The sequence below is a fragment of the Anaerobacillus alkalidiazotrophicus genome (assembly GCF_001866055.1).
Map to the genome: position 1 here is coordinate 675670 of NZ_MLQS01000001.1, position 25289 is coordinate 700958.

18 protein-coding genes are annotated in these 25289 nt (G+C 37.0%); all 18 read right to left on the reverse strand.

Annotated features, from left to right (window positions below; translation table 11 throughout):
* Positions 1–33 precede the first annotated feature (33 nt).
* On the reverse strand, positions 34–1413 hold the full coding sequence (locus BKP45_RS03330; protein ID WP_071388330.1) for a sugar transferase: 1380 nt from the start codon (positions 1411–1413) through the stop codon (positions 34–36).
* Positions 1414–1791: 378 nt separating this feature from the next.
* Entirely contained in the window at positions 1792–2676 is an 885-nt protein-coding gene (gene galU, locus BKP45_RS03335) for a UTP--glucose-1-phosphate uridylyltransferase GalU (protein ID WP_071388331.1), read from the reverse strand.
* A 165-nt stretch (positions 2677–2841) separates the two neighbouring features.
* Positions 2842–5664 (reverse strand): peptidoglycan-binding protein, encoded by a 2823-nt coding sequence (locus tag BKP45_RS03340; RefSeq protein ID WP_071388332.1) that lies wholly within the window; start codon positions 5662–5664, stop codon positions 2842–2844.
* A gap of 430 nt (positions 5665–6094) precedes the next feature.
* Entirely contained in the window at positions 6095–7708 is a 1614-nt protein-coding gene (locus tag BKP45_RS03345) for an acylphosphatase (protein WP_071388333.1), read from the reverse strand.
* 115 nt (positions 7709–7823) lie between these two features.
* Entirely contained in the window at positions 7824–9431 is a 1608-nt protein-coding gene (locus BKP45_RS03350; RefSeq protein WP_071388334.1) for an acylphosphatase, read from the reverse strand.
* A gap of 63 nt (positions 9432–9494) precedes the next feature.
* Positions 9495–11123: an acylphosphatase gene (locus BKP45_RS03355; protein ID WP_071388335.1), complete on the reverse strand. Its 1629-nt coding sequence runs from the start codon at positions 11121–11123 to the stop codon at positions 9495–9497.
* Between the two features lie 24 nt (positions 11124–11147).
* Positions 11148–12659 (reverse strand): ATP-grasp fold amidoligase family protein, encoded by a 1512-nt coding sequence (locus BKP45_RS03360; protein ID WP_071388336.1) that lies wholly within the window; start codon positions 12657–12659, stop codon positions 11148–11150.
* Complete coding sequence (locus BKP45_RS03365; RefSeq protein WP_071388337.1) at positions 12646–14622, reverse strand: glycosyltransferase family 2 protein; 1977 nt, start codon at positions 14620–14622, stop codon at positions 12646–12648. The genes BKP45_RS03360 and BKP45_RS03365 overlap by 14 nt, the downstream gene beginning before the upstream one ends.
* 14 nt (positions 14623–14636) lie before the next feature.
* Positions 14637–16232, reverse strand: a complete 1596-nt coding sequence (locus tag BKP45_RS03370) for an ABC transporter ATP-binding protein (protein ID WP_071388338.1) — start codon at positions 16230–16232, stop codon at positions 14637–14639.
* A 16-nt stretch (positions 16233–16248) separates the two neighbouring features.
* Positions 16249–17043 carry an ABC transporter permease gene (locus BKP45_RS03375; RefSeq protein WP_071388339.1) on the reverse strand — a complete coding sequence of 265 codons (795 nt, stop codon included), beginning with the start codon at positions 17041–17043 and terminating at the stop codon, positions 16249–16251.
* Between the two features lie 293 nt (positions 17044–17336).
* The gene (locus BKP45_RS03380; RefSeq protein ID WP_071388340.1) at positions 17337–18170 is read right to left on the reverse strand and encodes a glycosyltransferase family 2 protein; all 834 of its coding nucleotides are present in this window, start codon (positions 18168–18170) and stop codon (positions 17337–17339) included.
* A 189-nt stretch (positions 18171–18359) separates the two neighbouring features.
* Positions 18360–19499 (reverse strand): glycosyltransferase, encoded by a 1140-nt coding sequence (locus BKP45_RS03385; RefSeq protein ID WP_071388341.1) that lies wholly within the window; start codon positions 19497–19499, stop codon positions 18360–18362.
* A gap of 116 nt (positions 19500–19615) precedes the next feature.
* Positions 19616–20734 (reverse strand): glycosyltransferase, encoded by a 1119-nt coding sequence (locus BKP45_RS03390; protein WP_071388342.1) that lies wholly within the window; start codon positions 20732–20734, stop codon positions 19616–19618.
* 286 nt (positions 20735–21020) lie between these two features.
* Positions 21021–22040, reverse strand: coding sequence for an LCP family glycopolymer transferase (locus tag BKP45_RS03395; protein ID WP_071388343.1), 1020 nt, complete (start codon positions 22038–22040; stop codon positions 21021–21023).
* A gap of 725 nt (positions 22041–22765) precedes the next feature.
* Entirely contained in the window at positions 22766–23245 is a 480-nt protein-coding gene (locus BKP45_RS03400) for a hypothetical protein (protein WP_071388344.1), read from the reverse strand.
* A 262-nt stretch (positions 23246–23507) separates the two neighbouring features.
* Positions 23508–24086, reverse strand: coding sequence for a class D sortase (locus BKP45_RS03405; protein WP_071388345.1), 579 nt, complete (start codon positions 24084–24086; stop codon positions 23508–23510).
* A 413-nt stretch (positions 24087–24499) separates the two neighbouring features.
* The gene (locus BKP45_RS03410) at positions 24500–24811 is read right to left on the reverse strand and encodes a type II toxin-antitoxin system RelE/ParE family toxin (RefSeq protein WP_071388346.1); all 312 of its coding nucleotides are present in this window, start codon (positions 24809–24811) and stop codon (positions 24500–24502) included.
* Entirely contained in the window at positions 24804–25205 is a 402-nt protein-coding gene (locus BKP45_RS03415; RefSeq protein ID WP_084787574.1) for an AbrB/MazE/SpoVT family DNA-binding domain-containing protein, read from the reverse strand. The genes BKP45_RS03410 and BKP45_RS03415 overlap by 8 nt, the downstream gene beginning before the upstream one ends.
* Positions 25206–25289: the final 84 nt, after the last annotated feature.

A 25289-nucleotide genomic window follows, 5' to 3' on the forward strand; every position in this document is an offset into this window, starting at 1 on the left:
CCAGAATTGGTCGGTTCTTTACTACTATAAAAATTATAACGTCGCCCCAGCTTTTTTCTCTTCCGTCGCGGCAACTTCCTTTTTCGTCTCTGTTCCTTCTGCTTTCGTCTTATCAAATAATACGATAAACGTCTTTAATAAGATAACGATATCTAGCCAGAATGTATAGTTACGAATGTAGTATAGGTCGAAGCGTAATTTATCATCAACTTCTGTCGTATACTTACCCATAATTTGTGCATACCCTGTAATTCCTGGTTGAACTGTATTTCTATAGCCATAGTGATAGTACTCTTTTGAAAGCTTCTTAATAAAGAATTCACGTTCAGGTCTTGGACCGACTAATGACATGTCTCCTTTTAGAACGTTAAACAATTGTGGTAGCTCATCTAAGCGTGTGGCACGCATAAACTTACCGACTTTCGTAATACGTGGGTCGTTCTCTGTTGCTAATGTCGGACCTGTTAACTTTTCTGCTCCTTCAATCATCGAACGGAATTTATAAATCGTAAATGGCTGATTGTTTTTACCTAGGCGTTCTTGTGTATATAAGACTCGTCCTTTTGGGTCCTCAAGCTTAACAATTAACGCAGTAATGAATAATACTGGTGAAATAGCGACAATAATCAATGCCGATGACACAAAGTCAAACATACGTTTAATCACCACTTGGTCGAATGTTAAACCAAACGGCTTAACGGACATCACCATCGTATCATCTAACGGTGCAACAGTCGCACGTTGAAGCAATAGCTCATATAATGAAGGGATGACATAGACCATCTTATTTCGTTCCATTGCATGATAAATAATTAACGATTTCTTTTGTTTTCCGATTTTTGGGCATAATAAAACATAATCCACTTGTTGCAATAGTTCATCGATTTTTTCAATCGGTGTCGTCGGTTGAATGTGTTTTACACGCGTACCTTTTAACATTGGATGTTTCAACTTCAACATCGCACGTTGTGTATGCTCATCATCACCAACGATCAGAACGGTACCAACAGCATTTCCTCTCGTCAACTTTAAATACAAGCCTTTAAAAATAAGCATCAGGATAACCGTAAATACACTCCCGATTAGGACGATCGAACGCGGCATCGCAAATTCGCGGAATAAATAGGACGCTGCCATCGTGAGAAACGCCATAAAGATAACCGAAATGACAATCTTAACACTAACATCCCATAGGGTATTTTTGTGATCTAGAGAATACAATTCATAGATCGATATGAAAAATAAACCAATTAATAAAATCCAAGGCAATAGGGAAATAAACGATTCCCAGTTTCTTTGCGGAAACCCATTATAACGTACATAGAAGGCTCCGATATATGCTGCTAATATACATAGAAGATCGCCTAAGATGATGATGAATTTGTGATTTCTTAATTCACTGATACTAGGCATTTCATAATCTCTCCCTTACAGTAATTGAGACCCATTTTTTATCTTTTTATATCCCTTTTTTGTATAATCTTTCTCTATAGTAAAGGTTGCTATAGATTAAACAATCATAAACTACTATACTAAATTTTTGGGCGAAAGAAAATAGGAATTTTTTCTAAGGCATTTCTTACTATTTAGCGTGCTTAACTAGCACCTACAACAATTTTGTTAACACTAAGGTCGGCTCACGGAAAGGCAACTTATGCGATTACATTCGGATGCTTTATTACAGAAGCTAAAAGCCCAACTAACTTTTTAGACGTTAGTTGGGCTTTTAATGTTTCATTATTTATAAAATTTGTTTTGTACTTGTTAATTTTATCCGGCATAAATCTTCTGTCATTTAGTTAATTTATGTTCATAAATATCCTTTATATATTTAGCAACATCTTCACTTAAATCGTTCCTTTGTAATGCAAAATCAACTGTAGCTTTAATAAATCCTAATCGGTCACCAACGTCATAACGTATTCCGTGAAAGTTATAAGCTAGAACAGCTTGTGAATTGTTTAATACTTTAATCGCATCTGTCAGCTGAATTTCACCACCAGCACCAGGGGGAAGTGTTTCTAGGACATCAAAGATTTCTGGTCGAAGGATGTACCTTCCCATGATGGCATAATTGGAAGGAGCATCTTCAACGGATGGTTTTTCTACAAACGTTTCTGCATGAATCACATTACGCTCAATTTCGGATCCTTTTGGGGCGACTATCCCATATTTTGACACGTCTTCATCAGGGACTTCTTGAACTCCAACAACGGATGAATTGTATTTCGTATACACATCCATCAACTGTTTCAAACAAGGCGTTTCAGATTGGACAATATCATCACCTAATAGGACAGCAAATGGTTCGTTACCAATAAACTTACGTGCACACCAAATCGCATGTCCTAATCCATTCGCTTCTTTTTGACGAATGTAATGGATGTTCGTCATCGCCGAAATCGCTTGTACTTCTTCTAACAACTCCGTTTTATTCTTTTTTTCTAGCGTTTCTTCTAGCTCAAAGGATTTATCAAAATGATCCTCGATTGCTCGTTTTCCACGGCCGGTGACAACAATAATGTCTTCAATTCCTGAGGCAATCGCTTCTTCGATAATATATTGAATCGTAGGCTTGTCTACAATAGGTAGCATTTCTTTCGGTTGTGCTTTCGTTGCAGGGAGGAATCTTGTCCCTAAACCTGCTGCAGGGATAATTGCTTTTTTCACTTGCATGAATTTTTTCTTCCCCTTTCTATAAGTAAAGTACTTACTATTGATTATAGTGTGTAAAAGCATGAATATCTAGCTATGCACGAGTAGTTATATCCTTGCAAGAGAAGAAGAAAGAACCTAAGCAATCTTTACCTAGGTTCTTTCTTAAGTTATTACTACACATCCTTATCGATATTGAACAATGTCAAAACGTAACGTAGGGTTGTCTAGTTGATCGTATAAGCTTTTAATACGAGGAACTTGTTTAACCGCCCAACCCATATCTGTTGCATATTGTGGGAAGAAAGTTCCGCCTGGTTGACTCGGATACGCATGGTTCCATCTCATTTTGTATAACGTATTTTGACCACGAGCAAAATAACTGTTTGAAATAAAGGCTGCACCACCAACAATTGCAGCTTCAGGAGTAAACCAACCTGCATTATAAGCATAGATAGCACCTAATCTATACGGGTCACTATCAACAGCTCCGATACCAAACATATTGTACGTCGTTCTAATGTTACTTAAACTACTTCTATTACTACTTGTTACTAGAACTAAGTTTCCATTATTATTTCGACCAACTTCAATTCCAGTTGCTAATCCAGACGTTCCATTTCCTGTTTCAAGTAAAGCATGGGCAATTAAATAAATTTCATTCACTGAATGTGTAGTTCCTGCCGTAATAAATGCTTGACCCATCCCATTTAAAATTCCTCTACCAGAAAGGACACTATTTAACTGAGAAGCTGTCACACCAGCTGTAGCATCTAATACAAGATGTTGGAACCTGTCATTTTGATTAGGGTCTAAATATGGCATGAAATGCTCAGGTTTTGCATCTCTCCATGTACGGAAACGAACTTCATACCATTTCGTGCTTCCACTTACTGAAGTTCCCGATACCTCTCTTAACACAACTAATTCAGTATCTTTACTTACCGATCCAAAATTATGACTATTTGTATTCGCAGCTTCGCGCACTCGTGTATTATTTTGTTTTACAACGGCCACACTAGAACTACTTGCTAAGCTAGTATGAACGTATAGTGTTTCACCTTGGTAGTTTATTTTAAACCATTTATCATTTCCACTAAGGTTTTGACCTGTAACTGTTTCTTCAATCGTGAATGTTGTACCAATAGGAACTAGTCCATACGAACTACTTTGTGTTGTAGCATCTCTTCTAAGATTTACGCTACTTCCAGTGATGACTCCACGTTCAACAATATCAACCACACTGCTATGAACTAACCCAGGAGCAGTACGATAAAGATCTGTTTGTGGCGGAGGGTTTAAGCTGCTCTGCCTTGCAGCTGATTCAGCTAGCGTTAAGTTGTATTGAGTGTACGTAATAATTTCCTGACCTACACCTGATTCAATCAGTTCCGCAATCTTTGCTAATGTGATTTCATCAGCGATACCACTCACACGTAAACCGTATCTCTCTTGAAACTCTCTAACAGCTTGCTCTGTTTGAGTCCCATATAAGGTCGTAGGGTTATTTGAAACGTGATAACCGAAACGTGCAAGATCTAATTTCAGCTGCACAGCCGCTTCATGCCTTTGACCATTACGTAAAGGTGATGAAAGAACTTCAGAAATCTTCGATAAAGTGGCGTTATTAGCTACACCTGTTACTTGTAAACCATAATACTCTTGGAACTCTCTTACGGTTCTTTCTGTAATAGGTCCAAAGAAAATTGTTGGATTATTTGAAACACCAAATCCTAGTTTCTCTAAGTTCACTTTCAGGTCTACAACATCATAACGGTACAGTCCATTCGCTAACGGAGCTTTTAATAATTCTTGGATTTTCGCTAATGTAACAGGATCAGCGATACCGTTCACTCGTAAGTTATAGCGTCTTTGGAAGTCTTCCACTGCTGCAGCTGTTTGTGAAGCATACAACGTCGTTGGGTTATCGGAAATATGGTGTCCTAATTTATCTAAATCTACTTTTAAAGTAATGGTTGATTCGTGTCTTTTTCCATTTCGAAACGGGCTTGATAAAATCTCATCAATTTTATTTAACGTCGCTTCGTCAGCAACTCCATTAACAGTTAATCCGTAATATTGCTGAAAATCTCTTACCGCTTGTTCTGTAAGTGGTCCATAAAGTGGCGTTGGATTGTTTGAAACATGAAAACCTAACGTTGATAAGTTAATTTTTAACGTTACAACATCGTTTCTGTATACATTTGTTTGCATAGGAATTGATAGAAGCTCATCTATTTTTGCTAATGTAACCTCATCAGCAATTCCGTTCACTCTTAATCCATGGTCTTCTTGGAACTCTCTCACTTTAGCATCTGTTTGAGTTCCATATAACGTTGTTGGGTTATTAGAGATATGGTAACCCAGATTAGCTAAGTTGATTTTTAATTGAATCGCATCTTCATGCCTTTGGCCATTTCTTAACGGGTTTGATAAAATCTCTTCAATTTTCGCTAACGTATCTTCATCAGCAATTTCAGTTTCGTTAAGACCAAAATAGTTTTGAAATAATTTTACATCTTCTTTCATAGCTTCATCGAAAAGTCCATTTATTTCTTTATCAATCATGAAACCTAACGTTTTTAAATTTTGTTGTAGTTCAATAACCTCTTCAGTTGTTTCTATATTATTCAAACTACCATCATCTGTTTGTTCGTCTGACAATACTTGAATAACAGCTTCTTCTTCAGTCGTACTATTAGGATCAGCATTTTCATCGTCATTGTCTTCATCGACAACTTCCTCTATCTCTTCCTCTTCCTTCGCAGCTTCTCTTCGAACGTCTATTTCTTGTTCATCATTCTCTTCTGTATCAATATCCTCATTTGGATCTTCCTCTAAGTTGTTGATTTCTTCTAGTTCTTCGTCTTCATTTCCTTTTGTACCTTCAACATCGTTTGTTGCTGATATCTCCTTTTGTGCTGCATTTGCAAGTGTCGCAGGAACAAAATTAAAAAAGGTTGCTGTTGCAACAAAAGAGATAAAAATCTTTTTAACTACCATTATCATTTATTACCTCCTACCTGAAATCTACTAGCTTATCTATCTCTTAATATAGTATCGTTGCTATGAGACTTTTTTTCAAGTGATTTTATAATAGATTTCCAATTTTTTTACTGCCACTCATGGTTATAATTTCATTATTATGTACATGTTATAAGAAAGTGTGAGTCTACCACCTATTGGAAAAAATTTTCTGATAAAGCTGAACTTCAATCAACGGAGGCTTTACTACCCCTTAAGAATAGGATTAGAAAAACTTGGCTTATCCCCAGGTCTTAATGGCAAAAGCCTTAGCTTTTCTTATCATCCAAAAAAATTTTATACTTGATAGTATAAAAAAAGCTTGGCATTCAGCCGAGCTTTTAGATTCAAATCGATTTACTCATTCCATATGATTAAGCGACATTAAAGTCGCTTAATCGCTGTAGGATGAGATTCACTTAACAGCTAATGTTTTTTTGAAAAAATGAAAAAGTTTTCTTAACGGTTCTATCATTTTCCAGGAACGACTTTGAACAATCATTTTCGTACGTCGTTCAAATCGTTTTCGTTCTCTTTGAACTTTTTCCATTTCTTTCTTTATCATTGTCAATTCATCTTCGAGGTGCTCTAAGGTCATCGTAGTAAGTTCATTGGAAATTTCAAAGCCTACTTTGACAGGGTGCTGCCAACGTTCTTCTGCTATATCATCTATTTGTGCAGTTGCGAAATGTTTTGATAGTAGTTCTTTGAACGTATCGACTTGGGCTTCGCTTGCCCCTGCGATCAATACATCAATATCACCATTTCTTAATTTGTTAACAGAACCATGTAAGTTTCGACTTAGCGCTTCTTTTTTGATCCAAGAATGAAAACTCCTACGTGAAACACTTCCGGAAAGGGTAAATTTCTTTGCAAATAACGTTTCTGTTGGTGCTGGTGTTACTTCAATTTCAATAGACGATCTTCTTTGCAGAGAATCAATAATACTCTTTAAATCAAAGAAAACCTTCGAGTCTGGATTATGCATCTCTTTTGTTTCTGGGAAATAATAGTCTATAATGGCTTTTGGGATATCACGTCCATAGCCTTCAATCGGGAAAATATGAGAGCCGATACCTGCTTTCGTATTTAACTCTAATATGACACCTCTATCCCTTTTTTCATCAATAATCATATCAACACCGCATTGAACTAATCCAGGTACTGCTTTGACCGCACTAATGGCAATATTCTTCATATTGTCCGTTAGTCGATTTGTAAAGTCGATAGGGTCCCCTCCAGCGGAAACGTTACTAATTTTTCTTAAATAAATCCGTTTACCGGCTTTTGGAATACTATCTAATGTATATCCTGCTCCCTCAATCGAATGCCGCACTTCTTTATCTACCTTAATTGGACGGAAATATAAATGTGGTATTTTCTTTCGCTCTTGATTCTTTTTTCGAATTAATTGTTGGACGGTATTGACCCCATCGCCAACAATATTGGCTGGTCTACGATTGGCAGCACCTAAGATTTTGTCACCTAGAACGTAGACACGAATTTCTTCTCCAGTCACAAATTGTTCAACAATAACTTCTGGATAATTGATTTCTTTACGCACATACACTAATGCTTCTTTCAATTCTTCAATTGTCTCAATGTTGGCAATAACACCTTTTCCTGCACAACCATTCGTAGGCTTCAGTACAAGAGGGAACTCTAACGTTTTGGCATAGTGAAGAATCTCAGAATCTTTTGTTTCTGCAGAAAACTTCTTTCCTTGTGGTATCGGGACTCCTGCTTTAGAAAGATATTCATTTGTTAAGCCTTTGTTATCACAAACATTGTATGCTTCTTCAGTCACTTTATCGCCTTTTGAACCTTGAAAGTGATGCTCATGACCTTGATGGCTAAGCGAATAGCGGATTTGTAATTTATTGTCTTCATTTTTATTATAAAATTTCAACGTCATTCCACGGCGCCAGCCTTCTAATGCAATAACGTACATACTCGTTTTCTTTCTAGATGCCTCTATTGGCACAGCATCTATATAATGCGGTAACCAGTGCTTTTCATTACCTTCCATATAAACCTCCATCTTTCTTCCAAATCCCTTATTCGTATCAACATCGTAACGAATAATACGTGGCTAATAGAACACTCAGGTCTTAACAGTTTGTGGTTAATAAAATGGATGATGATTAACCTTTTTGGAACAAGCGTCTACGGAAACTTGCTAGTTTACGAATGGAAGATGTATATCGCCACGTGCGACTATTGATTAATTTCTCATATTTCTTTTCCATCGCTTCTTTTTCACTCGTTACGGTTTTCGTCAGTTCTTTCTCATCTTTCAACTTTGCTTCTAATCGTATCGTGTATTTTGATATATTTTGCCCTAAAACTTCGAAGCCAACCTTCACTGGTTTCGTCCATTCGCTTTTCATCACTTTTTTCACAATGGCTTTTTCTGGACCTTCGTTATGAATCCGTTGATCAAATTGTTCAACCGATTCTTTTTGACCTGAGATCAGAACGATTACTTTCCCGTTTTTAAGGTTTTCAGCAAATCCGTACAATTTTAAAAAACGAGCTTGCTTTTGTACCCAGCGTCGATAACCTACACCTTGAACGTCTCCAGACACAGTATATTTTCTTGCTACGTGTTCTTCCTGTGGTGCAGGTGGGATGATCACTTCATCGGCAAGTTTATTTTTAAGTATATCCATGACTTGTTTCATGTTGAAATAGTACGACGATTTTTCTGCATCGACGGTTTCAGGAAAATAATAGTCAACTATTGCCTTTGGGACATCTCTAGCAACACCTTCCATTGGGAACATAATGGAACCAAAGTGCGCTCGTGAATTCACTTCTATAATTGATCCGGTGTTCTTTTCTTTGTTAATCATCATATCTAGGCCGCAATGAAGCATTCCAGTCGCTTTGACAGCTCTAACAGCAATGTCTTTTATTTCTGGAGTAAGTTGATCGGTATAATCAACAGGGTCTCCCCCAGCAGAAAGGTTACTCTTTTGTCGTAAAAATACTTGTTCTCCTTTTTTCGGGACGCTCTGTAACGTATAACCTGAAGAGGCAAGTAACTCGAACACTTCATTGTCTACTTTTAACGGCCGTTTAGATAAGGTAGGGTTTTTCTTTCTTTCTTTATTCTTTAATGCAATTAACGTTTCTATGTTATTTGTTCCGTCTCCAATCACATTAGCAGGAATTCGATTGGCCGCCCCAATCACTTTATCCTCGATTACATAGATGCGGCACTCTTCTCCTTCAACAAACTGTTCGACTATGACATCTGTATAGTTAAGTTCCTTGCGAACATATGTTAAAGCTTGTCTCAATTTCGCCTCATCTTGCAGATTAACCATTACCCCTCTTCCAAGACTTCCATCCGTTGGTTTTACAACGAGAGGGTATCCAATGGAATTAGCGTACATAACGATTTCTTCATCACTAGTTTCCGAACTAAAGCTATCTCCTATCGGGGTTGGGACATTGGCTTTTATTAGCACTTGCTTCGTTAACTCTTTGCTTTTACATGTAGTAATGGCCTCTGAGGTAATTTTATCTCCTTTTGAAAGAGAAAATTTATGTTCTCTATCTTGATAAGTTAAAGAATATCTAACTTTTAACTCACCTTTTACCGTATTTATCGTAAAAAACTTTAATGTTAAACCTCTTCGCCAGCCTTCCAAAGCAATTGTGTACATGCTTAGGTTGTCACTAAAGGCTTCTGTCGGTAGGGCATTTTCTAGATGAGGTAACCAATATTTATTATTTCTTTCCATAAGCTCCTCCTCTTTCATTCACAAAACATGAGGCTAGTTTCTCGCTATTATGTTACACGTTAATTAGTTTGTCGGTTTGAAAATACCCTTTAGTATATCTAACAATTTCCTAATAGGTAAGGTTAATCGCCACAATCGATTGTTTTGTAACTTTAAATATTTCTTTTCGACACGAATTCGTTCCTTTTCTAGCTTTTCTAACTCTTTATTCATTTTCTTCACTTCAGCAACTAATTCTTTTAGCTCTGCTTGAATTTCAAAGCCTATTCGTATCGGTTTTTTCCATGTTTCACTACTGATGTTTGTAATTGTATAATTTCTCGGGTCTTTATTTAGAATATGTTGAAACTGATCAACTTCCTCTTTGTTTGTTCCGCCGACAACAACTTCAATCAACTCATCGTGGATAATTTTAATATAGCCATTTAAACTTCTTTCAAGCGCTTGCTTTCTAAGCCACTGATGATACGTTACGTTGTGTACATCACCAGAAACTGTATATTTTTTTGCATATACATATCCTAAAGGAGCAGATGCAACTTCAACGACAATTGCCGTCTTACTAGTTAATGGCTGTAGGACACTTTTGAAATCAAAGTAATGATTCGTTTTTTCAACATTGACCGTTTCCGGGAAATAATAATCAATAATTGCAGCTGGAATATCACTCGCTTGTCCTTCCATCGGGAACAATAAAGAACCTATTTGGGCTGTTGGGTTAAGTTCAATGACAACTGCCGAAGTAGGGTTCTTCTGATCAAAGATCATATCTACTCCACAATGGTGTAAACCAGGAATTGCTTTCACAGCTTCGATGGCAATCGTTTTGATTTCAGGAGATAAATCACCTGTTGCATTGATAGGATCACCGCCAAGTGATATATTGCTCGTTTCTCTTACAAATATTTGTTCACCTTTTTTCGGAACACTATCAATTGTATAACCCGTTTGCTCGATAAACCCTTTTAACTCATGGTCAATTTTGATCGGGCAACTAATCAAGCGAGGATTTTGTTTTCTTTGCTCATTTTTCAAATCAATTAATTTTGCTATTGTACTAGATCCATCGCCGGTAACGTTTGCCGGAATTCTCCTCATTGCTCCAATGACTTTGTCTCCGACAACGTACAGGCGATAATCTTCACCTTGTATATATTTTTCAATTATTATATCTGGATAATTAAGTTCTGATCGAACATAGATTAATGCATATTGTAGCTCTTCTTCTGTTTGAATGTTCGTCATTACTCCTCTACCAAAGCTACCATCTGTCGGTTTTACGACCAGAGGAAATCCAATCGTTAAGGCTTCATTAAAAACATCTTCATTCGAAACGGTCGAAGCAAACCTTTTGCCAACCGGGACCGGAACTCCAACTTTTGAGAGCCAGTTTTTCGTATTTTGTTTATCGGCGCCAATTTCTACGGCTTCATTTGAAACTTTATCTCCTCTTGTTCGGAAGAAGTAATGTGTTCGATCTTCAGAGCTTAGTGAAAATAGTTTCCCTGGTTTGTCGACAAACCATGTTTTCATCTGATGAAATTGGTTGGCATCATTCGTATACCACTTTAACGTTAGTCCTCTTCGCCATCCTTCCAAGGCGACTAAATATGGGCAAAGTTCATGCCCGGTTGCATCGGATACTACTTCATCTGATAGGTGGGGAAGCCAAACATTTTTCTTTATTTCCATTTTAAACATCGCCTCTTCAATCGATTAATTATATCTAGTTATTGTTTGTTGTGATTGTATTTTACGAAAAGGGATAAATTCCTTTCCTGCTAATAGATCTTTCATGAGTCGGCCTTCTGCTTCTAGGTAATACTCCCCTAACAATTCGTCCGTTATTGAATCAAACTGATCGTAATTGCCCGGCTTTGGCGTGAATTCACCAAATACATTTCCCTTTTGACCTTTTAAGAAGTCAATTCGAATAAAGGGGGCAGGGATTTGTGAACTTAAAGTGGCTGCAAGTTTTACCTCAGCGTCCGTTACTCCAACACCAACAAATTGTTTGTCCTCATATTTTCCTGTAGAAATACGTTCACCACTCGCTGTCCACCAGCAATAGTTAACTTCTGGGTATCTTTGTACTTCTAAAACGAGTCCTACTTTGCCATAGAAGCAATAAAACTTAAGGTCACGTGCTGGAATTGCTTCTTTTTCATTTTCATAAACAAGTTCTTCAATCATCCATTCATCGTTTTGAACCCAACCTAAATCAAGATCTTCTTGGATATACATTTTAAGCTCGTTATAACTGTGATGCATTTGCGACCGTTTTACGTCGTATATTTTGTTTGTAGCAAGTACAAGATACACACCGCGTGCCCCGGCACCGTCAACTGGCTTTATGACAATCCCTTCTTTTTCAGGTAAGTTAGAAACCAAATAACGCTGATCGGATATCCAAGGTCTTTTCAGTTCAAATTCATCGACAAAAGAATAGGCATCAACTTTATTGTCAAGAATCCATTCAGGCATCTCTTCCTTAAGTTGTTTCATTCTTGCACGCATATTTAGGTTGGCACGAAACGACGATACTTGATGAAGCTGTAGAGTATCTGATGTTTCCGCTGCTCGTACAATAAATTCAGGAATTTCTTCTAGTTTTAACCCCTTTAATACTTTTTGATAAACGAGGTGCTTCATTTCTTCATCAGCATTGATAAACAGTTTTGCTGCATACTTAAGAGCCGTGCTATATTGTTCGTCATGCTTTGCTTTGTTTTCAACGAGGTGATCAATACAATCGATAATCTGACCGTTCTCTTTTGCTGCTTTTACATATTTGAGTAACTCGCCTTGATCAAGTTTTTGTAATTCCATTAATAACACTTGTTCACGTTTAGCATAGGTTTGCAAAGATTTATTTGCTACCTTAACCTTTTCTTTTGTTGATTTCAGTTGTATTTCAAGCTTAATTTTCGTTTCGGTTAGTTCCTTGTTTTGTTTCATTACATTCATATATTTAGAACCTAGTAAAAAAGTTTGGGTAGAACTCCAAAGTTTTTTTACTAGTTTTAGTGACATTCGTAGTGTCCATGAAAGCTTCCAAAGTGGACTTGTTGTAATTGTTTTATAGTTTTTGGAGACAATCTCTCGTTCTTTTTCAATCTTTTTAAGTTGGTTTTGTAACCGCTGCACATCGGCCTCACGTTTTATTAGTTTCGTTACTAATTGCTGCTGTCTATCCTTTTCATTTACTGAGTGTTCACTGTTTTTCAATGATTAACTCCCCCTGGTTCCAAGCTTTATTTGACAGGGTCACGGAATTCACATCGTTTTGAAGCACCTTGCGAACATTTGGACTTTGTGGGTACCAAATGCCACTTTTTCCGAAATACTCTTTGAGATGCTTTTCGCACTGGTTGATATAATTAGAAGCTGTTTCGCTATTAGGTTGTGATAGTTGATCAACGACAATTCGAATATCATCTGTTTTCACTTCGGGAATATACTTTTGCCAATCTTTCAGGACTGGTAGACGTCTAATCATTAACGTATGACAAGTTATCTTTTCCCCATATACGACCATTTGTACCGTGTCTCCATTCAAGAGATCACGAATGATTCGGTTTACTTTCTTATCAGGGCTAAGTTCGTATTGAAACAGTTGAGCTAGACCGATTCTTAGTCCCTTTTTTATTAATGAACGAATTTCCTTTACTTCTGTCATCACAGTTTGCTCATCGGCTCGAAAGTCTGATGCGTAAATGACATCAAAATGACGATAACCATTTGGCTTCTCTTCTCGTATTGGCCACATTGGTTCTGGTACAGCAAAAGGAGGTGTTTGCTCAGGAAAGCCGTAATATAGATTTTCAGATGTTTGATGGAAGTAGTCATGACTTTCTTCATACTCTCTTCTTACTCCCATTTTGTAGCCATGGTAACCAAAAGCTGAATTCCCTGTTAATGACGTGCTCGTTTGACGTTGAAACGAAAGTGGTCCCGTCGGTAACTCTACAATTGCTTTTTCGCCAAATACTTTTTTAATCCGTCTAATAAACTCAGAATCTGCCGCAAAACGAACACAATGCCAAAAACCAAGCTTCTCCATCACTTCTTTACGTCGAAACAGAAATGAAGACATATTACTAAAAATATACGTACCTGGTTTTCCTCTACGGTAAAATTTCAGGTCATTCGTCGCACGAGCTTGTTGAGATGTGTTCCCAATGATCTCTGGATTTTTCATTAAATGGCGGACTTGTATTTCGATTTTCTCTGAATGTGACCAATCATCTGCATCATTGATCGTCACAAAATCACCTGTAGCTTCTTGGAGTGCTAAATTCCTAGCAACATACGCTCCACCATTTTTCTCAGCTTTTATTAATCGAATTCGAGAATCCTGCTTTACATACTCTTCAACTACATTTACCGTTGAATCTTTACTGCAGTCATCGACAACAAGCACTTCTAAATTTGTCCATGTTTGTGAAAGGATTGCATCCAAAGATGTATGAATAACATCTTCGGCATTATAAACGGGTACGATTACCGTTACTTTCGGCGTATTCGTTGTTTCTACTTGACTATTTTTTCGCTCTGACACGATGCAGTCGTAGGCAGGTTCGTTCCCCATTTTTTCTTCATCTAAAGTAATAGGAGTAATGTTGTACAGTTGTAACGCTTTGTTAATCCAATCCATCCTCCGCGACATGTCCGACTCAAGGTTTGCAGCTGCTAAATAAACATCCGGATGTTCTTCGTTATCAAGGATCGGCGCTAATACTTGCTTTGCTGCTAGAATGTCTCCAAGTATTTCATAGCATTCTGCTTCCATAATAGTTTTTTGACGGAGACGCGCCGGATCTTTTTCATCGTGTGTAGCTTGTTGTAACAAATCAAGACATTTACGCGCATCTTCTTTGCTATATAGATTAGCATGCCATAACGCAAGTTCCCAGTTGGCAAGTCGACTTAAATAAGGCTCATCTTTTTTTCGAGACAAGTCTTGAAGGTGACTAAAAGCGCGCTTCGTGAAACCGAGGTTATACAGTCGGTGTTTCGCCAGACCAATTTCTTGTCGCTGCCACTTTCCTGAAAACATAAATTTCTTAATGAAATGCTTTTGTTTGTCTGTTAATTTATTTTTAAAGAATTCTCGTTGTTTCGGACCAATCAGTTTATACATGAACCATTCGATAAGACTAATGATTCTTCGAATGAACGTTTTTACCATCTCGACTTCAACACCTATTCATTACTTGTTGTTTCAATCTTTTTCTTTCTTCGTTTCTTACGTTTCTTCTTTTTAGGAGCTGCTTTTGTTTGATCATATTTTAATTTATATTGTTTTACCGCTTCCTCTGGATCTCCATCAAAAACGATTTCACCTTTGTCAATCCAGATTGCACGTGTACAAATTTTCTCAACAAAACTCATACTGTGAGAAACAATAATCACGGCTTTGGCCTTTTCCATCATCTCTTGAATTTTTTCGCTAGCTTTCTGTTTGAATGATAAGTCTCCTGTAGAAAGGGCTTCATCTATAATGAAAATATCCGGCTGCAACGTCGCTGCAATACTAAAACCTAGCCTTGCTTGCATTCCACTTGAATAGTTTTTCACCGGTTTATCGATCGCTTTTTTCAAGCCGGAAAAGTCAATAATGTTTTGGTAATCATTTTCAATTTTTTCTTTGGGTATCCCTAAAAGCATCCCATTTAGAAAAATATTATCGCGGCCTGATAACTGAGAATTAAAGCCTGTTCCATAGCCAAGAAGAGCCGTTGTTTCACCGTTAAGTGTTAATGTTCCTTGATCAGGTGATAAAATTTTCGTCATCAATTTACACAAAGTACTTTTTCCAGCCCCATTATGACCAATAATCCCAACAACTTCTCCTTCTTTAATGTCAAAATTAAGGTCCTTTAATGCCCAAAACTTATCTTTTTTGTCATGATATGAAACCCCTAAATTTTCAGCCTTAACAACCGTTCGTTCTTTCACATTTGCATTTGTTTTCTCAATTTCCAAGCGTTTTCTCGGTTTACGCGTTCTTTCTGGTACAGACTCTTGGTACATCTCGACAATCTCACTAGGCTGTCCAGTTGCCCGAATTGTCCCTTTTTCTAACCAAATAAGGCGGTCACAATTTTTCGCTGCATAACGAAGACTGTGCGTGACAAGGATAACCATTTTTGCCTTTGTGACAAGCTCTCTCATTTTTTCTGCAGCCTTCCGACTAAAGCTAAGGTCTCCAGTATTTAACGCTTCATCCAAAATGAGAATTTCCGGTTCCAAAAATGCCGCGACACTAAAGCCTAACCTTGCCTTCATCCCACTCGAATAAGTTTTCATTGGCTTGTCTAAAAACTTGCCTAATCCCGAAAACTCATGGATTTCATCGATAAATTCATGAATTTTATGTTTCTCGATTCCTAACATCATACCGTTTAAATAGACATTCTCTCGACCTGTCAACTCTTTTTTAAATCCCATTCCCAAGGAAAATAGGGCTGATACACGGCCATTCACGTAAACTTCCCCTTCATCAGGGGTAAGTATGCCCGATAGGATTTTACAGAGTGTCGTTTTTCCAGAACCGTTTGACCCAATAATTCCTAGAATTTCACCTTTATAGCCAGTAAAATCAATATTTCTCAATGGCCAGACAACTTTGTTTTCTCTTGGGTCTTTATTTTTTTTAAAAAGGTTAAATACGTGAGATTTATAGTCATCTTTTCGGTACCCTGTTTGAAAGGATACACCTAGATTTTTCGCACGTATCACCACTTCCCGAGACTGATTAATTGGTTCTCTATTTTTATTATCTGATAGTAATACCATGATTAAAAACCCTCTTTTAAAGTGCTTTAATAATTTTGTGTTCGTTTCGATTATAGTAATACACCAATGCAATTATAGTACATAACGATAAACCACCAATGATAATTAATCCTGTAAATTGTGGTGTTGTTTGATACATAAGAATATCACGATACGCTGTAACGATATGGGCAAATGGATTAATGGTTATAATAAGTTGAACCCACCAATGAGCATCTGCGGCTCCCGATAAACGGCCACCTTCCCAGATAACAGGGGAAGAGTAAAACCAAATCCGTGTCAGATGCGTAAGGAGATTATCTATGTCTCTAATAAATACACATATATAAGCTAAAAATAAACTAATTGACAATAAGAATAATAATTGTACTAGGATAATAAATGGTAAATAAACGACTTGCCAACCAGGAGCGACCCCAAAGAATAGTAAAAATATTGCTACGACAACAAGCCCAAACGTAAAATTAATGAATTGGGTAAATGAGATCGTCAGCGGAAAAATCGCTTTTGGCATATACACCTGATTAATGATCGATGAGTATTTCAAAATTGCTTTTGCACCGGTACTTACAGTCGTACTTGTCCATCGCCAAGCAACTAACCCGATGACAAGAAATACTGCAAAGTTCTCGCCACCACGCCCTAAAATAACGCCTACTAAAAAATAGTAAACTAAAACACCTAGTAGAGGATCTAACAACCACCAAAAATAGCCTAAATAACTATTACGATGCTCTGCTTTTAATCCTGATTTTACTAAATAAATTAAAAGGTCTTTCCTTTTTAGCATTTCTTCTATATATTTACGCATAAAACTTCGTTACACCGCCATTCGACTTCATCACTAACATGTTGTTAGTAAAAGTATATTTCCTATATTTAATTTTTTTCATCATTCTTTATTCTCACAACGAAGATACAATATCTAGTTATAGATTTATGCATCTCGGTTTTGGAAATTATGAAGCTCATTAATTCCAACATCATTATTATCACACTTTGCTCCCATAAGTCTATAACAAAATTTGCTGATCAAGCGACCCGGGTTACTGAACTTGTTTGTGGGAACGCAAGACTTTTGATTTTTTAGATTTAAGAGAAGCTTTATTCATATTGTCTGCGCTGTTTTTCACTATATTTGTTACTTGGTCTACCTACTTTTTGAGATACGTATTTTTTTAACTTAAAGTACACATAATGGACAAAATACCATAGACTTTTTACTAAGCTAATGTTTTCAATTTGCCTGTAGACTTTCCAATTTTGCTTCGCCATTTTTAATTTGTTATTTGAGACCGAGTTGCCTACATTTCTGTAATTCGCTAATACTTCTTGAAGCCCATAGGCAGTGAAGCCTTGCTTGCAAATTGTTAACCATAATACATAGTCTTGACGAGTGCGAATGTTGATCATTTTTACTTTACCAGTCTTTTCGGTATCTAACATAACCGTTAAACAACCAATTGTATTATGTTTTAAAAGTTGATGGTAATTTGCTTCTTTCGGAGCGTGTGTGACTACCCCTGTTTCTGTACCATCCTCATTCATATTCATATAATCGGTAAAAGAAAACGCGATCTCGTGCTCTTGCATAAATTGTAGTTGTCTCTCTAACTTATGAGGTAGCCACTGATCGTCGCTATCCAAAAATGCTAAATAGCGTCCACAAGCATGTTCGATTGCCGTATTACGGGCAATCGCAGGGCCACTATTCTCTTTTAGTTGGATGAGCTTAATTCTATTATCACCTGCCACATATTCTTTTACGATACGAACAGTTTCATCGGAAGAGCAATCGTCTACAATCACCATTTCCCAGTTTGTATACGTTTGGGCAAGGACCGATTCAATCGTTTCACCAATAAACTTTGCAGAGTTATAAGTAGGAGTGATAACTGAAACAAGTCGATTACCGCTTTCATTTTGATTAGACATCATTTACACCACCGTGAAAAACTTCTTCATTTTATTCTCGCCTCGAAAAGGTACGATACGTTGAACCATCGTAACCAGATATCAGTTTATGCAGCTCTTTTTGGCCTTTATGAAATTGACTCGTTTTTCTAATGTTTTTATTTGCAAGAATACTAACAATCGAGCTACTTAGCATCCATCCGGTTGAAAAACTTATGAGAGTCCGATCTCATTTGCCCAAATTTCACGATACCACTCAACTAATTTCTTCCCTTCTATTTCCCAATTTAGTGCGTCACTAACAGCCTTTCTACCATTGTTACCCATTTCTATAGCATCATTCGGGTTCCGACGTAAAAATTCAAGTGCACTCTTAATTTCGTTGTCATCATTTGGATTAACCGCTATGCCGCACGAGTGTTTTTCAACAAACTCCTTCCAAGCTGGAAAGTCAGAGCATACAATCGGAATGCCAGCACTCATATACTCAAAAAACTTCGTCAGTTCTTTTTTCTTGTAATGATCGGTTAGCGGAAATAACGCAATCCCTGCTAACCAACGACGACTTGTATAACTTTCATCAATGATCTGTTTTGGAACATATTGATCGACACCCTCAATTTTAAGTTGATTTTTTCGATCACCAGCGATTTCATTCATTTGATCTGCTAAATTTTTCGAGCATTTCCCGTAAAAATGCACCGATATTTTTTCATCAATTAAAGGGAGCCGCGCATGAATTTGGGCTCCTCTTTCTAACGAAATATTACCGGTATAAATCAACTTATCCTCAAGGGGCTTGTCCCCTAGTTTATGATTAATTAATTTACTGTTTAGAAGCGGATAATTTAAAATACATTTTCCAGTTGGGTATTTCTCCTGATAATACTTTTCTGCTAAGCATAATTGTAACTTTCTAGATAGCGCTTTTTCAACTAGCTTATACGTCTTTGCCATAAATTTTCTTAACGGCCGTGGGATATACTCTTTTTGCATCATGCTTGTTTCGTAGTCTTCATGAATATCATAAATAACAACATTGCCTTTTTTCTTTAGAAGCCACGCAACGAATAAGAGCTCTGGGTCATGAATATGGTAATAATCTGCCTTTTGTTTACGAGCTGCCTGATACGCTTCAAATGTCGAAAACAACATTCGCTTAAATTTGTTATGATATTTTTTTATCGGAATAATCGTAACAGCACTTTTGTCGCTCATTTCATACTCTAAAGGCACGATTAACGATACATCATATCCTACTTTTTGTAATGTTTGGCATTCCTTATAGTATATCCTTGGATCTAATGGGTGGTGTACAGTGGTGATATGAACAACTTTTTTGGTGTTAGTCACGGGTCGATAACACCTCCTTATATTTTTACATGAGTATTCTTCAGTATTACTCTCGAAGCTATCGATAGCACGCTTCACCGGTACTGCAAGAGTAAATAACAGCAATGCGCAGTACCTTATTTGGTAAGCGTGTTAAGAAAAACCTCTTCATATTGTTGGACGATTTTTTTTGCATCGAAGTGATGCGCTCGTTCATATCCTTTTTGAATGATTTCAATCGTTTGTTGATCATTTAAACTTAAGACATGTAACATGTTTTCAGCTAGATCATCTACGTTGCCAACTTTGCTAAGAAAGCCGTATTCGCCTTTATTCAATACTTCCGCTGGACCTGATTTACAATCGGTTGAAACTACAGGTGTTCCTGTAGCTAGTGCTTCAGCAATCACATGGCTGAAACCTTCATGTTTCGATGAAAGCACGAATAAATCAGCCTTTTCAAAATAAATGTACGGATTACTTTGAAAGCCAATGAAATGAACACGATCAGTAATGTTTAATTCTGCAGCTTGTCGCTCTAACTCTTCTTTTAACGGCCCTTCCCCAAGAATGACTAGCCTGCTACTAATTTGTGGATTAACTTTGGCGAAAGCACTTACTAATGTTCGTTGATCTTTTTGATCGACTAACCTACCAGCTGTAACAACAATTTTGTCAGATGAGTCAAAAATTGATTGATGTTCAGCAGGTATTTGACCTCTTTCCACTTTATTTCGAATACTTTTAAGATCAACTGGATTGTAGATCACTTTTATATCCGTCGCTTTTACCTTATATTTATTAATTAAGTTTTCTTTTACACCTTCAGAAAGTGAAATCACTTGATTTGAAAGTTTATACATCATACCAAAACCTAATAGTTGTAGATTTGTCTTGAAATCTCCACCTAAATTATCCGCTTCTCTCACAACACTTTTTGCCTTTGAAAATGAGAGCATTGTTGCAAGGATAGCGATCGTATTTACGCGTGGGATCGTACTAAAAACGAGATCAACTTGTTCTTCTTTAATGATTTTTGCTAATTGAAAAATTGACTTACTAAGTCTTCGCGTTGGTAATTTTAGAAATTTAACATCTTCTTTTATCTCACTTTCATAAGACCCGTCGAAGTTTAACGTTACTAGCATAGGTGAGAATTTATCACGGTCTAAGTTATTGATAATATTTAATAGTGTACGTGCAGCGCCACCGCCACCCATTTGATAAATAAAAAATAGTACTTTTGCTTTTTTCATTTATAGACAGCCTTTCTTTGAAATTTTGTAAAAAGGCAAACCTGACTCCAATGTGCCATTTCTACAACTAGCCCCTTACCATATATTACTATATAGTGTGTCGTAATGTCGTCTATCTAAACAAACTTAATTTTAATCAGAATTGATTTTCCTTCATTCTCTGTTAAAAGAAAGTATCACCTACTGCAATATAATGAAGACAGATGATCACATACAGTAATTTTTAGATGTACCACTTACAAGCTGCATTCTATTTTTTAGCAGAAAACAAAGAAAAAAGCTGGAATTACCAGCTTTCTACGTTTTCTTCTTCTTGATTGATTATCGGATCATCTTCAATAATATTTAAATGCCTCTGGAACGTTTCAGAAATTTCGATCACTGACTGTGGATTTAACTGGTAATAATAAATTCGATTGATCATTGCATTTTCACCTTGAAGTTGAAGTGATTCAACTTCATTAAGTTTGCTTGCGTAAGAATGCATTGACATTAAATTGTTAAAACTTAAGTTCGTTTTTAAGTTCTTACCTACAGCATCCATGACAGGGCCAAAGCGAGTTATTGAACTAAAGCTAGCAGCTTCACGAATAATCGATTCGATCACTTCTTTTTGACGTTCACCTCGTCCAAGATCACCACGCGGATCACTCTTACGCATTCTTACGTACGCTAACGCTTCTTGTCCATTTAAACGCTGCTCACCCTCTTGAATCGTAATCGTTCCATAGGTTCCGTTATCTTTTTCAGTAAATGTCATCGGTGAATCAACGGTTACTCCACCTAATTCGTCAATGATGTCCATAAATGCATCAAAGTTTAAAGAAACAAAATAATCTACAGGGATATCAAATAAATTTTCGACTGTTGCGATTGTCATATCAAGCCCACCAAATGCGTGAGCATGATTAATTTTATCCATTGTACCTCGACCAGCAAGTTCAACTCTTGAATCCCTAGGTATATTTAGCATTTTAATAGTGTTTTCATCTGGGTTAAATGTCGCCAAAACCATCGCATCTGTTCGTCCACTTAAGTCACCGTCACGGCTATCTAGTCCAAGGAACAAGACAGAAACTGGATCCTTAATCGGATTTACTACGTTATCTCTTAGTTCAGATCGGTCTCCTCTTCCTAACTCTTGTTGCGCTCCTGAAGCAATATTAGAAACTTTATACATAACATATGCGAATGCTCCACCAGTAACTACAAATAATGCTAGAAAAGTTAGAAGTGTTATTTTAGCAAAACGATTCATCGGTTTTTTCTTGTGAGCTTTCCTTTTCGCCACTCGTGATTGTGCCACTATAAGCACTCCTTTGTATATATAAAATTAGTATTTTAAGATCTACGAGAATATTTACTACGTTTTTCACAATAAAAAATTCCTACCATTGCAAGGAATCACATTACCTTTTCTTGTGGAAGTTCAAAGTAAGTTTTTTAAATTTACTATACTAGTATAAAAATCTACCATTATACTATACACTAAGATATTTTACCTTAAAATTGTCCCCTCGTAAATAAATATATTTTCCAATTGAGTATTCTCGCGACTAAGATACTCTCTCTATTTCCCTTGTAACCTGCGAAACGATAGCTTATCGAGCAGGACTCACGCTAAATAGCGCATAAATTTAATTTATCGTTCACAACGGTGCGGATCGTGCATATTAGACACCTTTTCGTGCAGAACTCATACGGAATCGTGCACAAACTAGCTTCCCCACAGATTTATGTCGCTCGTTTTTGTTATTTATGCATTTCACTCTATTAAGTGGTATCCATGTTAAAAATTCCCGGCTCCACAGTTATGAGTTGGGGTATGTAGTAAAACAATTCAGGGAAGGATTTAGTCAATAGCTTGATTAGATTGGGATTGCACATTGGCTTGACGGTGGATCACTTTCTAATTTTAAAAAAGCTCGCCACTTATAAGTTAAGTAGCGAGCTTTCCTTTTATTTACCAATAGAAGCATTGGGATTTCCGCTTACAGACACAGTCTGTAGCTGTAACTCGACTGTTGTTTCCTAAAATAACAGTTCTACTTCACCTGTTTTCCGATCTACTGAATACCAACCTCTCGTTTCAGTACGACCAACGCCATTTTCACCTGGAACGACCTCAAATACTTGTACTACATATTTTCCGTCTTCCTCACGGTCTACAACAACACTAACTTCATCATCCAAGATTAGATTTAGATGTTCTACAACCTTAATAACTGCTTCATCCTCAGTAAGCAAACGGTCGTTGTCTTCTATATTTGACTCGTTTTTACTTGAATCAGAACCTTTTTCTCCGTTAACCTCATCGTCTTTTTCATTATCGTTAGGATCGCCGTTTTCTGAAGGGTCATTCGCATCAGCGTTATCGTCTTCACCATTGTCTTGTTCATCGATAATTTCAGTATCATTCGTTGTGTCTTCTTCATTATTCGTAGGCTCATTTGACGTACAACCTGCAACGATCATTGTGAGCATGAATAATAGAACGATTAAATATTTCATAGTTATTACCTCCATTGTTATGGATTAAATTGCTTGTCTTTATTTTAACACATATTGGTTAAAGATGACAGGGAAGCGAGCGAAGGTTAGGCGCGATTTAGAAGAGGTGGTGAACCTCTTCTTGTTTGGTATAAGGCGTGCAAACACTATGGCTCTAGAAATCGTAAGTTCTTCAAATTTGACTTACGTAGACGGTGCGTTGACAGCTTTCTAAAACTAGACACTTTTATCCTGATAGATTATCAGCCGCCTTGCAGCCACACTACTTCCTAACTGCATCGATAATGTATCGCTCAGGGGCGTCACCAACGTATCGGAACGGGTAGCAAGTCGTGAGGGTTAATACTTCCTCATCTATCGTAGGATCGATCACGGTCAAATCATCGGCATCAACGATATACGTCCTTTGCAGATAATAGGTATACGTACCGTACTCCATTTTTAAAATAATTTCGTCACCTTCGATTAAATCACCAAGTCCAGTGAATACGGTATCGCGGTGCCCTGATAAGACAATTTGCCCATCTTGCCCAGGAAATTTTGACCCAATAAAGTGGCCGACACCTCTTTTAAGTTGTTCATCATCTGTCCCTGCAATGATCGGCAACTCTTTATTCAGTCTTGGAATAGAAATAATTCCAATCACATCACTTGGATAAGGGTTGAAGACGATTTCTTCTTGTGTTTCAATTTCATCTTGGTTTTTAGATTGCGGGACAATGGTTTCCGCCTCTTTCATCGCAACCGAAACATCTTTTTTCCCTTCGAAAATTTCGTATAGACTAATCGAAATGAGAATAACTCCAGCTGAAATTAGGATAATCATTAACCATCTTGCCAATTAAAACTCCCCTTTCTATATGTCTTGTCCAATCTATTAGGTAGTGAGAACCTTTCGTGATATCAGTAAGCTTCGTGATCGCTGCATAATCGCTTGATAGGTGCAGCCGTTTAAGTGTCGATAGGTTTATGTGCTTTTTTTAAGCGATAATATTTTTATTATACGAGACCGCGGGAAAATTGGGAATAGTTGTATTGGTGGGCGTGCAGAATTTTTTGGGTGGTACGGGGGGTGGGTAGAAATTCTGGTAAACGCGCACAATCATGGGGGATGCGCGCACATTCGACAGGAACTCGCGCATATTTTTGAATTTTCGCGCACAAACTGCTCTCGAGGGTGCAGAAATTCTTATAGTTGGGACTTCATTCATAATTTACTTTCTTCAATTTTAAACATCGGTCTTGAAGTGTTCTTTATAAATTTAGGTATCGCTTAAGATCTTCATAGAAGTTCTCACGTGGCCCTATCATAATAATTAAAACCACGTTGCCGCTCTCATCCACTTCCAATGTATAACACAACTCGTAATTAGTCCTTAAGTGATTAATATCAAGTGAGCTATAACCCTTTAAGTCCCCTTTTTTAGGTTCGCCAACACGTGGGTCAAGACGAATACTTGTGATAGCTGCTTCTATTTTTTTAAATAATACTCGATCAGTTTTTCTGATTTTTTTCAATTGTTTCGCTGCTCTCTCCCCTATCTTATACGGTAATAACTTACTCATCTCCTTCTTCGTCCTCCACCGTATCTAAGTAATCCTCTAAACTTCCTGTAACAACCGGGTTAGCCATTGCTTCTTTTTTCATTCGTTCTAGAGCACTTGGTATTTCTACTTTAATCCGTGTAAATTGTTGTATTAATTCGTTCCCACTGTAACCTTGGCGAACAAGGTCTTTTAAAATGTCTGCGGAAAAATCAACTGTTTCATACTCTGCAGGTCGAATGATGATTTCCTTCCCTGTGAATTCAATAATTGCTTCATCAGTAATATTTAGTGCATCATAAAAATCTTTTGGAATGTTAATTTGCCTTTGTTTGGATACTTTCACACGTCTAATTGGTTTACGGTTTATCTGCCCCATGGTACCACTCCCCTTTTTTAAAGTTGCTGTTACCATAATTTATTCCCCCTTTTATAGAAAAAACACAATTATTTTAAAAATTTGTATCTTTATTTCTTTATTATAAAGTCGTGTATAGAT

What these genes read in the sequence shown, in the direction of transcription:
- BKP45_RS03365 (WP_071388337.1), bottom strand. Translation starts at nt 14,622, where the DNA reads ATGGTAAAAACGTTCATTCGAAGAATCATTAGTCTTATCGAATGGTTC.
- BKP45_RS03400 (WP_071388344.1), bottom strand. Translation starts at nt 23,245, where the DNA reads ATGAAATATTTAATCGTTCTATTATTCATGCTCACAATGATCGTTGCA.
- BKP45_RS03370 (WP_071388338.1), bottom strand. Translation starts at nt 16,232, where the DNA reads ATGGTATTACTATCAGATAATAAAAATAGAGAACCAATTAATCAGTCT.
- BKP45_RS03380 (WP_071388340.1), bottom strand. Translation starts at nt 18,170, where the DNA reads ATGATGTCTAATCAAAATGAAAGCGGTAATCGACTTGTTTCAGTTATC.
- BKP45_RS03340 (WP_071388332.1), bottom strand. Translation starts at nt 5,664, where the DNA reads ATGATAATGGTAGTTAAAAAGATTTTTATCTCTTTTGTTGCAACAGCA.
- galU (WP_071388331.1), bottom strand. Translation starts at nt 2,676, where the DNA reads ATGCAAGTGAAAAAAGCAATTATCCCTGCAGCAGGTTTAGGGACAAGA.
- BKP45_RS03355 (WP_071388335.1), bottom strand. Translation starts at nt 11,123, where the DNA reads ATGGAAATAAAGAAAAATGTTTGGCTTCCCCACCTATCAGATGAAGTA.
- BKP45_RS03350 (WP_071388334.1), bottom strand. Translation starts at nt 9,431, where the DNA reads ATGGAAAGAAATAATAAATATTGGTTACCTCATCTAGAAAATGCCCTA.
- BKP45_RS03330 (WP_071388330.1), bottom strand. Translation starts at nt 1,413, where the DNA reads ATGCCTAGTATCAGTGAATTAAGAAATCACAAATTCATCATCATCTTA.
- BKP45_RS03415 (WP_084787574.1), bottom strand. Translation starts at nt 25,205, where the DNA reads ATGGTAACAGCAACTTTAAAAAAGGGGAGTGGTACCATGGGGCAGATA.
- BKP45_RS03390 (WP_071388342.1), bottom strand. Translation starts at nt 20,734, where the DNA reads ATGAAAAAAGCAAAAGTACTATTTTTTATTTATCAAATGGGTGGCGGT.
- BKP45_RS03375 (WP_071388339.1), bottom strand. Translation starts at nt 17,043, where the DNA reads ATGCGTAAATATATAGAAGAAATGCTAAAAAGGAAAGACCTTTTAATT.
- BKP45_RS03345 (WP_071388333.1), bottom strand. Translation starts at nt 7,708, where the DNA reads ATGGAAGGTAATGAAAAGCACTGGTTACCGCATTATATAGATGCTGTG.
- BKP45_RS03410 (WP_071388346.1), bottom strand. Translation starts at nt 24,811, where the DNA reads ATGAGTAAGTTATTACCGTATAAGATAGGGGAGAGAGCAGCGAAACAA.